The sequence below is a fragment of the Microcoleus sp. Pol10D4 genome (genome assembly GCF_036701555.1).
GTDB lineage: Bacteria > Cyanobacteriota > Cyanobacteriia > Cyanobacteriales > Microcoleaceae > Microcoleus.
The window spans coordinates 38,716-53,245 of sequence record NZ_JAUBRA010000024.1; the positions used below are offsets into that span (position 1 = coordinate 38,716).

Genomic DNA, 14,530 nt, shown 5'->3' on the forward strand with positions numbered 1-14,530 from the left:
GAAGCCAGTTTCCCAGTGTCGCTAACAATGTGACTGGGTACTGCTAACTCTTCTCGCTATCTGCAGCCGCCGATCGCGTCCTTGATTCAGACTTGATACGGCTGCTTCTTTTGAGGGAGTTTTATGAATTATAAGCTTGCTAGAGAAGTATTAATCGCTTGTTAACAATACTTAAAAAAGGCTCAATTCTTGATGTAATAACGCCTTTAAATCCCACAGTCCCTCGAAAAAGTCAAGGGGTACTGCCATTAACTTTACAAAACTCAAAGATAAGGTAATTTAGGATTACTCATTTGTAGATATATGTTTTGGAAAAAGGCTGCGGGAATTAAGAGTGGGAGAGGATGGGTTGCCCGCTGCTGCCTCAATCCGGGTTCCTACGCGGCTTTGGAATTCATGAGGTAGAATTCCCCAATACTAAATTCATTTTTGGGCTATAGTTCCCTATGAGAAGGCTTCTAGGAGTATCGTTGCGTGATTGGGATCAATTGGCACAGAACGGTTGTGGGCAGGCTGCTGGCATTGTTCGCAGTAGCAGTATTAATTTTGGGTTTAGCAAGTTGTGGCGCCGGCCATCCCGAATTGCCCAAATCAGGGAACAAGAGCGGCTCAGCTACCGCCCCAGTAAACAGAATCTCAGAGGTTTCTCCCCCAGAAGCCATCCAACAACTGCGTCAGGCTCTAGAAATCTACCAGCCTCAAATTAGTATTTTGAATCCAAAACCTGACGAAGTGCTTCAGGATATAAATGTGTCTGTTCAGTTCCAAGTGAAGGACTTGCCCATTTTCAAAGATGCAAACTTGGGTTTGGGCCCCCATCTGCAAGTTTTATTAGACAACCAACCTTATGCAGCAGTTTACGACATCAACCAACCTTTAACGCTCTCCGACTTAGAACCCGGAACCCATACCCTGCAGGTGTTCGCCGCCCGCCCTTGGGAAGAAAGCTTTAAAAACGAAGGTGCCGCAGCTCAAACCACCTTTCACGTTTTTACCAAAACAGACGACAATAATCCCGATCGAACATTGCCCCTATTAACGTACAACAGCCCCCAAGGCAGCTATGGGGCAGAACCCATCCTGCTCGACTTTTACTTGACAAATGCCCCTCCGCACGAAGTGGCGCAAGAAAATTCCCAAGATGAAATACTCGATTGGAAAATTCGAGCCACAGTCAACGGCCAAAGCTTTGCGATCGACCAGTGGCAACCTATATACCTTAAAGGATTTAAACCAGGGAAAAACTGGGTACAGCTAGAATTAATTGACGAACGGGGAAATATCGTCAAAAACGCCTTTAATAATACAGTCAGACTGATCATTTTCCAACCGCTCGGTCAAGATCCTCTTTCAAAATTAGTGCGGGGCGAACTAACAGCAGCAGAAACTCGCGGTATAGTCGATCGCACCTACCAAGCCCCCGATCCGACACCAACCCCAACCCCCGAACCGACACCGACACCTGCATTAGAAAAAACACCAGTTGTCCAACCCTCACCAGCGGTTCCAGAAACCCCTGTTACCGAACCCAGCTTAGAGCCAACAGTCGCTCCCGAAGTTCCTCCCATTCAAGAAATAGAACCGACACCAACAGCAACCCCCCAACTCGAAGCGCCGAAAATTGTAGAACCAATTCAAGAAATAGAACCGACACCGACAGCAACCCCTCAACTCGAAGCGCCGAAAACTGTAGAACCAGTTCAAGTAATAGAACCGACACCGGTAGCAACTCCACAGTTAGAAATCCCGAAAACTGTAGAACCAGTTCAAGTAATAGAACCGACCCCAACAGCATCTCCCCAAACAAAAAAACAGGAATATAAAGGATACTACAATCGGTTCCGCAACTTCTTGCGTGAAGAACCGCAACCTGCTAATTTTTCAGAGCCACCAACCCTGCCAGAAATAACAGGAAAAGCTCCAGTACCAAAAGTAGTCGCTCCCGCGATACCAGAAGAGTCTCCCAATCTTGTACCGCCAACGCCACCAGTTGCCGCTGAAACTCCTAGCCAGCCAACCAGCGAATTAGCCCCTCCCGAAACAACTGTTTCCGAACCCGAAAATCCGCCCAAATCCGAACAAAAAGTCGAATTTGCCACCTAACAAAAACTTTCTGGGCTTCTTCGTTGCATCGGCGTCGCGCCCGTGATCTATCTGCAGTTAACAATTAAAGAACACTAAAAAATGACCTACCTCGAAACAGCAGCCAAATTCTACAGTGATGTTGCCGAAACACCCCAAATCGGACTTTGCTGCGTCCAAAGCAATCCCTTGCAATTGCCAGGATTAAAAATTCCCGAACAAATGCAGGAAATGAATTACGGCTGCGGCACAACCGTTCACGCCGCTGAACTTGTAGGCAATCCCTTCGTGCTTTATGTAGGCGTCGGCGGCGGCTTGGAAGCACTACAATTTGCCTATTTTTCTAGACACAAAGGAGCGGTTATTGCCGTCGATCCGGTTCCAGCAATGCGAGACGCGGCGGCACGAAACTTGCAAATAGCCGCCCACGAAAATGATTGGTTTGATGCTAATTTTGTGGAAATTATAGAAGGCGATGCTTTTGCGTTGCCGGTGCCCGATGCTTCTGTAGATGTTGTAGCCCAAAATTGCTTGTTTAATATCTTTGAACCGGCGGATTTAGCTAAAGCATTAAAAGAGACTTATCGCGTGTTAAAACCGGGTGGCAGATTGTTGATGAGCGATCCGATCGCAACTCGCCCCATTCCGCAGCATTTAAAGGAAGACCAACGCTTGCGGGCCTTGTGTTTGTCCGGCGCTTTGACATACGCAGAATACGTTCAACACCTTGTAGACGTGGGTTTTGGGCAAGTCGAAGTGCGGGCGCGCCGTCCTTACCGATTGCTTGACAAACACAATTATCAATTGGAAGCGGATTTGCTGTTAGAAAGCCTGGATTCGGTGTCTTTCAAAGTGGATGTACCGGATGACGGAGCTTGCATTTTCACGGGCAAGACGGCGATTTATACCGGGTCTGAAGAGCTGTTTGATGATGGGGCGGGTCACGTTTTGCAGCGGGGAGTTCCTGCGGCGGTGTGCGATAAAACTGCTGGGAAGTTGGGCGGATTAATGCCGGATAAGGTGTTGATTACTGATTCGACTTGGCATTATAACGGCGGCGGTTGCTGTTAGATTTTATGTGGTTAAGTCGATCGCAAGTGCGATCGACCCGAATAAAATTAACGGTGTATTGGTGATGCTGGAAAATAGCAGCCGGGAAAACCAAGGAGAAAATTGGGGTTCAGTAAGAGGGTCGAATTTCTGAAGCGGTGAATTCTCTGGTTCGTCAGAGAGAATTTACAAGGGTAGCGACCTCTGCCGGTTCTTTGATTGGACATACTGGTATACTACGATGACAGTTAGTTATTTAATAATTTGTAGTCATGGTAAATATGTCAAGCATCTCCAATATGGCCTCTGAAGTGGAAAGTGACTTTCTGGGAGAGATTGATAACCTTGACAGGCAATTACATGATCGCTTTCAAGACAAGTTTGTAGTCCAGCCCACCCTGACCAGACTTTTGGTTAGTTTTCAGGCTAACAAAACTAGACCAATCTATCGATGGTACAAGTACAAGGAAGCTTTTTCCGTTTCTCTGGTCGAGTTTTTATTTAAAAAATATCAAGTCATTCAAGGCAAGATTTTTGATCCTTTTACAGGTAGTGGAACTGCTTTATTTGCTGCTAGTGACTTGGGAATAGATGGTGAGGGTATTGAATTGTTACCTATCGGTCAGCATATAATTAATACCAAAATCCTTTTAGACACTGCATTCACTTTTGATGATTTTGAGCGGCTAAAGACATGGTTTAATGGGCAAATATGGAAACAATTTGAGGGCCAAGTCACTCTGCCAGAATTGAGAATCACTAAGGGAGCTTACCCCGAAAAAAATAAAATAGAAATTGAGCAATATCTGGGAGCTTGTTATCAAGAAAATATTAAGCTTCAATCAGTTTTAGTCTTGATTTTACTGTGTGTTTTAGAATCCGTAAGCTATACACGCAAAGATGGACAGTATCTTCGTTGGGATTACCGTTCAGATCATGGTCATTCAAAGAAGTCCTTCAATAAAGGTGAGGTTCTTGAGTTCAGTAAAGCTATTACCCAAAAATTCAATGAACTTGTTAACGACTTAGAACCTCCTACACAACAACTTGAGCTTTTTCAAACTCAGAATAATCAAGGCAAAATTAATTTGCATCAAGGTTCTTGTCTGAAGATAATGCCCGGTTTGCCGGACTCTACATACGATGCAATCATTACATCTCCACCCTACTGCAATCGATATGACTATACTCGCACCTATGCACTAGAGCTAGCTTTACTAGGAATTTCTGAAAAGGAATTAATTAATCTGCGTCAGGAAATGCTAAGTTGTACGGTTGAGAATCACCCCAAAGATTTATTGGCTATCAATCAGGCTTGGGAAGTAGCTTTAAGTATTGCTAATTCGCAAACTCTATTGCAGGCTATATTAAGATATTTGGACAGCCAAAAGTCACAGGGTATATTGAACAACAATGGTATACCAAGAATGGTAAGAGGATATTTCTATGAAATGGCTTGCGTAATACAAGAAAGCTGTCGTATTCTTAAACCTGGGGCATTTTTGTTTATGGTTAATGACAATGTGCGCTACGCAGGTATAAGCATTTCAGTGGACATGATTCTTTCTGATTTTGCTGAAAAGCTAGGCTTTTTTACGGAAAATATTCTCGTCTTACCAGGTGATAAGGGGAATAGTAGTCAACAGATGGGCAACTATGGACGCGCTCCTTTGAGGAAGTGCGTTTATGTATGGAAAAAACAATAACTGGAAACCTATGTGTGTTTATCGTAACCACCTTCAATCCAGTGACGATCTTGTCACAACATATGAAGACACTCGTGCGGGTTTTGTTGCACTTGCCCTTGAAAAAAATCGACGCGCTACCCCTTACGTCGCCCAAGCAAGAGCACTTCAAGAAGCTGCGGGTCAAGCTGAGAGTCCTACTGATTTGTTAAATGTTAAGGGCATTGAAATGGGATTGTTGACTGCAGCAGGATTATCTGACAAGTCTCTTGCTCATTTGATGCCAAATGATAAAATTGAAGCTATCAATGGTCTAATTAGGAATTTTCTTGAGCCAGCAGGCACAAATTTTGTGGAGGAATTGGTCTTTAGATTTCTACTGACTCGTGGTGACACGCTTGGTGGCTCAATGCGTAATGTTGGCGGAGCATTAGCACAAAGAAAACTAACTCGTGCTATCCTCTCGACTCTCACCATTGCTGGTAAGAAATATTACTGGCAACACTCAAAGACAAAAAAGTGGATAGCAATGACAAATGATGACACAGAAATTGAGTTGTCTTTACGTGGAATAAGTTGGGAGAGCGAGCTGGGTAATCGCACATTGATTTATAACCTAACTGTTCCGCTAGTCAGGAGCAATGTGGATTTATGTTTATTTAATCTTGCCCCGACGGAGTTGGTAGCCAGTCAATCCAGCGCAATTGACCCATCTATAGTGGCACCTTATGTTATTGCATTGGGCGAACTTAAAGGCGGAATCGATCCTGCCGGTGCAGATGAGCATTGGAAAACGGCACAAGCGGCACTAAATCGCATACGCGAAGCTTTTTTCCGGGTTGGACATTCACCTCTGACTTTCTTTGTGGGTTCAGCGGTGGCGACAAGGATGGCGGGTGAAATTTGGCATCAACTGGAAAACGGGACTCTCACTAATGCTGCCAATCTGAATGAGGAGAATCAAGTTGCATCTATTTGTCGTTGGTTATGTAATTTATAAAAGCAAAAACCGTTTTGACTCAGTGTCTGTTTTAACATCCTCCCTTGCCCCCCTCTTGTGACACAGCCATCTTGGCTGTCTCGAAAAACCCTGCTTTAGTAAGCTTTCTCCCCATCCTGCCAAACTTCCCGCTAAATTAAAGAAGTAAAAAAATCATTCACATCCTACCCAGGAGATGCCATGCCCCGCGTCAGAGCACCAGAATTCCCCGGAAACTACCCCTGGTTAAACACCGACAAACCTTTATCCATTGAATCCTTAAAAGGGCGCGTTGTCCTCCTCGACTTCTGGACGTACTGCTGCATCAACTGCTTGCACGTCCTGCCCGACTTAAAATACCTCGAACAAAAATATAAAGATTCCCTAACGGTTATCGGCGTTCACTCTGCTAAATTTGAAAACGAAAAAGAAGTAGAAAACATCCGCCAAGCTATCCTCCGCTACGATATCGAACATCCCGTAATCGTAGACAGCGGCATGAAAGTTTGGCAAAGCTACGCGGTTCGCGCTTGGCCGACTTTAATGGTGATCGATCCTGAAAGTTATGTCGTCGGCTTTGTTTCCGGCGAAGGCAATAGAGAAGCACTTGATGAGTTAGTTGGCAAGTTAATTGCTGAATACAAAGATAAAAAGGTGCTCAACTTTAAACAACTCAGTTTTAGGTTAGAAAAACAGCGCAAACCTGTATCAACACCGCTGGCTTTTCCCGGTAAAGTGCTGGCATTTGCGATCGCTGCAACGGAGGCAAAACAGCTTCACCAACAGGGCGCGCTTTTGGGCGAAATGAGTCAGGAGAATGAATCTGTAGATGAAACTGTATTGCCCGGGCCTGCTAATTCAGTTATACAAAACTTAGTCGGTTCTTGCTTATTTATTGCCGATTCAGGACACAATAGGATTGTTGTCAGCACCCTCGAAGGTGAGGTGCTGCACGTCATCGGTAGCGGCAAACCGGGTTTAACTGATGGGGACTTTGAAGAGGCTGAGTTTTTTGCACCTCAAGGTATGGCTTTTGATGCAGAAAGTCAAATTCTATATGTTGCTGATACGGAAAATCATGCTCTCAGAAAAATTGATTTTACGACTCAACGGGTAGAAACTGTTGCTGGTACGGGCGAACAAAGTCACGAAATTTCACCCCGCAGCGGCAAGGGTTTAGAAACGCAATTGAATTCGCCTTGGGATTTAGAAAGAGTTGGAAATAGACTTTTTATTGCAATGGCGGGTTCCCACCAAATTTGGGAAATGCAGTTAGACACTGGCACGATCGGCACTTATGCAGGTATTGGCCGAGAATCCTGTGTGGACGGGAATCTTGCAGAATCTGCTTTTTCTCAGCCCAGCGGCCTCGCGACCGATCGATCGGAGTTGTTTGTTGCTGACAGCGAAATTAGTTCGATTCGCGCTGTTGGTATTGATGAAGACCCGAAGGTGCGTACAGTCTGCGGTAGCGGTGAATTGTTTGGTTTTGGGGATAAAGATGGTCGCGGTGATGAGGTCAGGTTGCAGCACTGTTTGGGTGTTGAATACGCTCAAAATTACCTCTGGGTGGCTGATACTTACAATCACAAAATTAAGCGGATCGACCACCGGGGCGGTACGTGCAGAACAATGATTGGAGACGGTAAAGCAGGTTTGGTTGATGCTAAAGGTCTCAAGGCTCGATTTTTTGAACCTTCAGGGTTGAGTGCGATCGGGCCTCATTTGTTTGTTGCTGATACGAACAATCATGTAATTCGGAGAGTTGAGTTGGATACGCTGGAAGTCACAACTTTGGATTTCCCCAGTTTGTGCGCTCCGGATGTTTGTATTCCTGATTAAGTCGATCGACCTTTTTGACATCAGGCAAGGTTTTCAATTCTCCTGATTGCCAGATTGATTGTGGTAAAGTAGGGTGCTCTTCGGCGCACCTTACCACAATTTTAAAGCCAAGTAAGTTAACCTAAAACCGCGATCGCCCGTATTAAATAATCGCAAAAATCCTCGCCCCCATCTAAAATTCCGAATAGCTCAGCAGCCGCACTATTTTTTCATCATCGTTCAGTTCCCCGACAATTCGTCGCACGGGTTTCGGCCAGATTTTAATCAAAGTAGGAGTTGCTGAAATCTGATCTGCCTCAGCTTGGTCTGGATGTTTCAAAACATCAATTACTTTTAAAGTGTAGGGACGATCGAGGCATTTCTCTAAGAACTGGTGTAAAGTTTCGAGGGTGCGTTCGGTACTGGGGTTGCTGCCGGAAACAAACAGACGCAAAACGTACCCTTGAGTTTGTGGCGGTGGGGTGGGTGCTGTTGGTTTGGGAAGCCGAGTCTGCTGCGATTGCGGAAAGCCCAAGGGAGTTACTGTCGAACTGCTCCAGTCCGATCGAGCTTCGGGGCTGGCATACTGTACAACTAAGTCGTGATTTTGCCAAAGTTCGGGGAATTGTTCGTGATAAGTAGCAATCGCCATCGGTTCGCACATTTCTTCGCTCCGGGGATGCCACACTAAGTCGCCAGTCCCAAAAATGGCGTTCAGCAGCGTTTGATGTCGCAGCACGGGGGGGTAAGCCTCGGCAGCAAGCCGCACCTGCCGATCGCCTGGATCGAGCCAGCAGTCAACGGTTGCCGTGTAGCAAGGTATCAGAAAATGTGGCGGTTCCGACAAACCGAGGATCTCCTGTAGAGCTACGCACAACTGCAAATGCCACTGAGTCTGCTTGCGGGGGTCTATGCAATAGATTAAGTCTCCCCCGGGTGTAAACAGGGCAATGCCTTTGAAAAATTCCGGCAAAATCGGGCGATCGACTTTCAATTCAGTACACCAATAAAAGTTAACAGTTAACAGTTAACTTTTAACTGCTAACTGTTAACACTCGACCTTTAGACTCGACCTCGGAGCATCTGAGCCATTTCGTTCGGGAACGGCGAGTTCTCTACACAAAGTTCTTCCGTAATCCGACCTTCTTGATAAAGGCCGTAGAGCGACTTATTCATCGTCGTCATGCCTTCATAAGTATCTTTGATCATGATTTGATTAATTTCCTCATTCTGCCCCTTCAGAATGTATTCCTTAACCACGTCGGTATTGATCATAACGTCGTGGAAAGCAGCCCGCTTTCCGTCTGTGGTTTTGCACAGCAGTTGAGCAATAATCGCCACTAGGGATTCGGAAATTGAAACCCGTATGGCATCCTGTTCTTCCGCCCCGAACATATCAAGAATCCGGTTCAGGGTCTTAACCGCACTGTTGGTGTGCAGGGTTCCTGCAACTAAGTGACCGGTTTGAGAGGCTTTGAGGGCGATTTCCACCGTCTCTCTGTCCCGAATTTCTCCTACTAGCAGCATATCCGGGTCTTGTCGCAGAGCGCCTTTGAGAGCGCTCATAAACTTGAGGGTGTGCCTGCCGACTTCCCGGTGCTTAATCAAGGATTTTTTGCTTTCGTGTACAAATTCTACCGGGTCTTCGATCGTGATGATGTTGTAGGCTTTATTCTTATTGATGTAGTCGATCATCGCGGCCAACGTGGTAGACTTACCCGAACCTGTCGGGCCTGTCACCAAAATCAGCCCTTTGTGGTAGCCACATATTTTCCTAAATACCTCCGGCAGCTTCAATTCCTCCAGTGTCATTATTTTGGCAGGAATTAGCCGCAGCACCATTGCCGGGCCGGCCAAGGAGTCCATGCAACTGATCCGAATCCGCACGAATCCGAAGTCGAAAGCGCCGTCAAAGTCTAGGGTTTTTTGGAAAATTTCAATTTCTTCATCGCTCATGCACTCCCGCAACCAGCCAAAAAACGTATCTAAATCGGTCGGTGGATAGCCGATGTCGGCAATCTCTCCCCGGGTGCGGAAGCGGGGAACTTCGTTTACTCCCAGGTGAAGGTCGGATACTCCTTCATCTTTGGCTCGGATTACTAGCTCTTTCAAACTCGGAACTCCGCCGCTAGAGTTCTGGCCTTTAGGTGTGGCGAATGATTGCGGCGGGGGTGCTGGTGCTGGCGCTGGTGCGGGGGGCGGTGCTGGTGGCATTCCTGCTGCTCTGGGGGGCATTCCGGGAGCTGGAGGGCGGGGCATTCCTGGCGGTGGGGGGGCTCCGGGTACGGGCGGCCGAGGAGCTGGCGGATGCTGTTGTGTCATATGCGCTACCTTAAGTTGGTGAGAAGGCTGACTCGAACAGATGATTTGTGGGAGTTGAACAATGCCGATCGCCATTGTGCGCGTCTTGCACAAAAGCTTAACTGTTGTACTCAGTCTATCCTAAGAGGGGGTCATAATGCTGCACTACTAAGGAAATATTCTGCCAATTGGAGGATGCGATCACTTTCGATATACGCTCGAATATGGATTTTCGACTTTTTTGGATAATTTTTTTAATGAAAAGAGTTTTCCGCAAGCAAGCAGTATAAATTGATACTTCATCCAACTATTAAGGACTTAAACCGATGAATTCTGTCGATCGGGCTTTTACTCCAGCTCTCTCGTTGGCGGAGTCGATCCGCACCCTGGAAGTGTCGCCTTTAGAAATTGTCAATCTCTACTTGGAACGCATTGAGCGATTAAACCCTGAGCTGGGCAGTTATTTTACTGTAACGGCCGAGCGGGCGATCGCCCTGGCTAAATCTCAAACCGAAAAACTAGCTGGGTTAAACAAGCCACAGGAATTGCCACCTTTTTTCGGAGTGCCGATCGCCATTAAAGACTTGACACCCGTTACCGGCCTTCCCTGTACTTACGGCACTCAGGCTTTGCTGGGTAACATCTCTGCCTACGACGAGTCAGTAGTATGGCGGATCAAAGCAGCGGGATTTAACATTCTGGGCAAAACAGCAACCTCTCAAATTGGCTCATTACCTTACACCGAACCAGAAGGTTTCCCACCGGCGCGCAATCCCTGGAATTTAGACTATACGCCCGGAGGTTCCAGTGGAGGCTCAGCGGCCGCTGTAGCGGCGGGTTTGTGCGCGATCGCCCAAGGTTCAGACGGCGGCGGTTCGATTCGAGGCCCAGCTTCCTGCTGCGGTTTAGTGGGCATTAAACCCTCGCGGGGGCGAGTTTCCTGGGCACCTGTCGGAGATTACCTCAGCGGCATTTCTGCCAACGGCCCATTGGCGCGCACAGTAGCTGACGCCGCCGCACTTTTGGATGTGATGTCAGGCTACACAACAGGCGATCCGTATTGGCTACCTGATTCAAATCCGACATTTTTAGAGGCTTCCCGTCAAAAGCAAGCCAAGCTGCGAATTGCGTTTTCTACGACTATTTCCCCTGTGGGCGAGGCTGCGCCTATCTGTCAGCAAGCGGTACTCGAAACCGTCAAGTTACTGACAGATTTGGGTCATGATGTCGAACCTGGATGCCCAGATTTTACAGGTTTAATCGAACCGTTTATCGCAATTTGGCAGTCGGGGGCGGCGGCAAGTGGCATTCCAGGCCCTGCTTTGGAACCGATGAATCGCTGGCTGTTAGAAAGAACTATTTCCGCTGGGGAATATTTGCGGGCGGTGAATCAAATGCAGGTTATTTCACGGCGAATTGTGGGATTCTTTGAAAAATTTGATGTGTTAGTTTTGCCAACTTATATGCACTCGCCAATCCGGGTTGGGGAGTGGGCGGATTTGAGTTTTGAAGAAACTTTGCAGCGCATTATTAATTGGGTAGCTCCTTGTCCGCCGTTTAATGCTAGCGGTTTGCCTGCGATCGCACTTCCTGCTATTTTAGATAACAACGGTTTGCCCGTGGGAATTCAAATTATCGGGCGGCCAGCGGCAGAAGCAACTTTAATTGCTTTAGCGGCGCAGATGGAAGCGGCAAAACCTTTCCCCGTTTTAGATTTTAAATAGGCAATAGCAAGGGATAAAAACACGTTTTCCTTTTTTATGGGTATGCCAAATCAAGACTTGTGCGCGGGGAACTATAAACCCGTTTTTTTGCAAAAAATTCTAGTCATTCAACCCATATTTTACCAATAAACCGAGTTACTCCCGCCCAGTCTTACTTATTACCAATTACGCTGTAAAATATTGAGAATACCTCTTTAGATTGATAGATATTTTGATGGTTTTATTTTAAAACTGGTAGCAGTTCGCTGCCAATATGTAGGGTGAAAAATTCATGTTAACTTCCGGGCCGATTACCGCTCCCGTTCCCGTTTTTCTAGTTCTTTTAGCAATCATGCTACTTGCGCCGCTGTTATTTGAGCGCTTGCGACTGCCGGGAATAGTTGGTTTAATTATTGCTGGCGTAATTGTCGGGCCCAACGGTCTCAATTTGCTGCAACGGGACGCTACTATTGTTTTGTTAGGTACTGTAGGATTGCTATTTTTGATGTTCCTAGCGGGACTGGAAACTAGCCTCGACGACCTCAAACTCAATGCGGACAAAGCGGTCATCTTTGGGCTGGCTACTTTTGCGCTACCGATGATATTGGGGACAGGAGCGATGCTGCTGTTGGGATATAGCTGGCTGGCTGCAATTTTAGTCGCTTCTTGTTTTGCTACGCACACGCTTTTAGCGCTGCCAATTCTCACAAAATTGGGATTGATGCGAACTCAGACTATTACTGCAACTTTGGGCGGGACTTTAATTACGAACGTGTTGGGACTGTTGGTGCTGGCAATTGTTGTCAAAGCTTACAAAGGAAATCTTACTCTCGATTTTTGGCTGGTTCTCATTCCATCTCTTGCTATCTACACTTTTGCTACTTTGTGGGGAGTCCCCAAAATCGGTCGCTGGTTTTTTAAGAAATTTGGACATGACGAGAATGCCGAATTTATATTTGTATTGGCTACCCTATTTCTAGTTTCTTACGCAGCAGAATTAATTGAAATTGAGGCAATTATTGGTGCATTTTTATCGGGAATTGCCATAACTCAAATTATTCCCAAAATGAGTCCGCTGATGAATCGGATTGAGTTTATTGGCAATACGCTGTTTGTGCCGTTTTTTCTGATTTCTGTGGGGATGTTGATTGACCCGCTAATTTTGGTAAAGCAGCCGCAGTCTTTGTTGGTGGCGGCGGTGATGATTTTGGCAGAGGTGGTGAGCAAGTTTTTGGCAGCTTGGCTACCGGGGAAATTATTTCGTTTTGAGTTTCCCAACATTATGGTAATGTTCGGTCTTTCTGTTGCTCAAGCTGCTTCTACTTTGGCGGCGATTACGGTTGCTTTTGAGATTAAATTGGTCGATCGCGTAACGGTGAATGGCATCATTGCCATGATTTTAGTAAGTTGTGTCGCTTCTCCTTGGATTGTATCTCGGTGGGGTCAAGAAATGCAGCCGCCGGGGTCGAGTTTGCCGGTTCCTACTTCGGGAAAGCATTCATGGGGAGATCGAGTTTTAGTGCCTGTTGCTAATCCGAATACGGAAGATAATTTGCTGCGTTTGGCTTTGATTTTAGCAAAAACATCTCAGGGAACTTTGCTACCGCTGCATATTTTGTCCGATCGCGGCGAAGCAATTTCACCGGCAGATAAAATGCAGCAAACTCAACTTTTGACGGCTGCGGAAACTGTCGCCCATGCCGCTGCTTGTGCGGTTGAACCGATCGCGAGGATAGATGATGCGATCGATCGCGGAATTCTGCGGAGTGCAACCGAACGAGAGGCTAGTTTAATAGTTTGCGGCTGGAAGGGATTTTCCACGACTCGCGAGAATTTTTTTGGCAGCATCATTGACAATGTGGTAAGGCGAGCGCCCGTACCCGTACTGATTGCTCGATTTCCCGATCCTCTCCAGAATACAGCCAGAATTATTTTGGCGGTAACTGACAGCGAGTTGACTCGGTTTGGATTTCAGGAAACCGTGGATATTGCTAAGAGTTTGGCCGAGGAACTTAAGGCGAATTTGCAAGTGTTGTTGGTGACGGCACAACGGGAAAAAAGCGAGAAAAGTGCGGCGGAGTTGGCAATTCTTGCTGAGATACCAGTAAATCGGGTGCGGGGAAATTTTATCAAGCTAGTTTCGCAGAATTTGTTAGAACATGATTTGCTGATTTTAACAACAATTTCTCAGCAACAGAATATGTGGGACAAACCGGGAACTCTCAAAGAACCGGAAGCGATCGCCCGGACTCACCCAAATATTTCGATGCTGGTTGTTTATTTTCCTGTATCTTGAGGAATATTTTAACCGCAGATGATGTTATGAATCTGCATTCATCTGCAGTTAATATTTTAGGACTAAAGCCAACTGGCACATTAAACAAAGGTATGTATAGCCTTTCTCAGTAACATGAGGTTCTCTCGCGGGCATAGGGCATAGGACATAGGCATAGGGCTCGCCCCTCTACCTCACAAAGCTTGAGAACGGCTATAGTTGCGCTTGTGCGCTTTTTCCTAACAAAGAGCGCACAAGTGCAACTATATACCTAAAATTTAAGCCCTATTTGTGACAATTGTGTAAGTCCTATATTTAATCCTAATTCAACGGAATTGCTAGGAAAAATTCCGCACCTTTGCGCGGATTGGAAATATACTAGATGGCTCTTTTTACTCGCGAAGTTTGTATTTTTTGGGCTGCCGATTAAAAAATCCTTCAACTCATCATCATTAGCACCCGCATAAGAAGTGCACTTAGGTACGGAATGTGAGCTCGGCAAGTAAATATGCGTAGAGGCCTTGACGATCGCACTCCGATGCCGCCAATTTCTCGGCATCTAGAACAATATCTCGGTATCTGGGAGAATTTTGAGAATATGGTGATCTACCCCCCTCTAGTTCAATAAAGTAAA

The 14,530-nt window shown here is 46.2% G+C and carries 10 protein-coding genes; 8 read left to right on the top strand and 2 right to left on the bottom strand.

What is annotated here, in order from left to right; genetic code table 11:
* The first annotated feature begins 474 nt into the window (after positions 1-474).
* The 6 genes from QUA36_RS14370 (at position 475) to QUA36_RS14395 (ending at position 7,638) form a co-directional block, all read left to right on the top strand.
* Positions 475-2,103 (top strand): hypothetical protein, encoded by a 1,629-nt coding sequence (locus QUA36_RS14370; RefSeq protein ID WP_333458162.1) that lies wholly within the window; start codon positions 475-477, stop codon positions 2,101-2,103.
* An 81-nt stretch (positions 2,104-2,184) separates the two neighbouring features.
* Positions 2,185-3,153: an arsenosugar biosynthesis arsenite methyltransferase ArsM gene (gene arsM / locus QUA36_RS14375; protein ID WP_333454019.1), complete on the top strand. Its 969-nt coding sequence runs from the start codon at positions 2,185-2,187 to the stop codon at positions 3,151-3,153.
* Positions 3,154-3,160: 7 nt separating this feature from the next.
* Positions 3,161-3,286, top strand: a complete 126-nt coding sequence (locus tag QUA36_RS14380) for a hypothetical protein (protein ID WP_333454020.1) — start codon at positions 3,161-3,163, stop codon at positions 3,284-3,286.
* A gap of 118 nt (positions 3,287-3,404) precedes the next feature.
* A complete protein-coding gene (locus QUA36_RS14385; protein ID WP_333458165.1) occupies positions 3,405-4,838 on the top strand; it encodes a site-specific DNA-methyltransferase in 1,434 nt (477 codons plus the stop codon).
* Positions 4,819-5,817, top strand: a complete 999-nt coding sequence (locus QUA36_RS14390) for a type II restriction endonuclease (RefSeq protein WP_333458166.1) — start codon at positions 4,819-4,821, stop codon at positions 5,815-5,817. The genes QUA36_RS14385 and QUA36_RS14390 overlap by 20 nt, the downstream gene beginning before the upstream one ends.
* A 180-nt stretch (positions 5,818-5,997) precedes the next feature.
* A complete protein-coding gene (locus tag QUA36_RS14395; RefSeq protein ID WP_333458167.1) occupies positions 5,998-7,638 on the top strand; it encodes a thioredoxin-like domain-containing protein in 1,641 nt (546 codons plus the stop codon).
* A 172-nt stretch (positions 7,639-7,810) separates the two neighbouring features.
* Here the strand turns inward: QUA36_RS14395 and QUA36_RS14400 are convergent, their stop codons facing one another.
* Together QUA36_RS14400 and QUA36_RS14405 are read right to left on the bottom strand one after the other, a co-directional pair.
* Entirely contained in the window at positions 7,811-8,611 is an 801-nt protein-coding gene (locus QUA36_RS14400; RefSeq protein ID WP_333458168.1) for a circadian clock KaiB family protein, read from the bottom strand.
* 68 nt (positions 8,612-8,679) lie between these two features.
* Complete coding sequence (locus tag QUA36_RS14405; protein WP_333158853.1) at positions 8,680-9,939, bottom strand: type IV pilus twitching motility protein PilT; 1,260 nt, start codon at positions 9,937-9,939, stop codon at positions 8,680-8,682.
* Positions 9,940-10,244: 305 nt separating this feature from the next.
* On the opposite strand from QUA36_RS14405, the gene QUA36_RS14410 reads away from it, so the two are divergent.
* Both QUA36_RS14410 and QUA36_RS14415 read left to right on the top strand, forming a co-directional pair.
* On the top strand, positions 10,245-11,642 hold the full coding sequence (locus QUA36_RS14410; RefSeq protein WP_333452523.1) for an amidase: 1,398 nt from the start codon (positions 10,245-10,247) through the stop codon (positions 11,640-11,642).
* A 271-nt stretch (positions 11,643-11,913) separates the two neighbouring features.
* Complete coding sequence (locus QUA36_RS14415) at positions 11,914-13,917, top strand: cation:proton antiporter domain-containing protein (RefSeq protein ID WP_333458169.1); 2,004 nt, start codon at positions 11,914-11,916, stop codon at positions 13,915-13,917.
* The last annotated feature ends 613 nt before the right edge of the window (positions 13,918-14,530 follow it).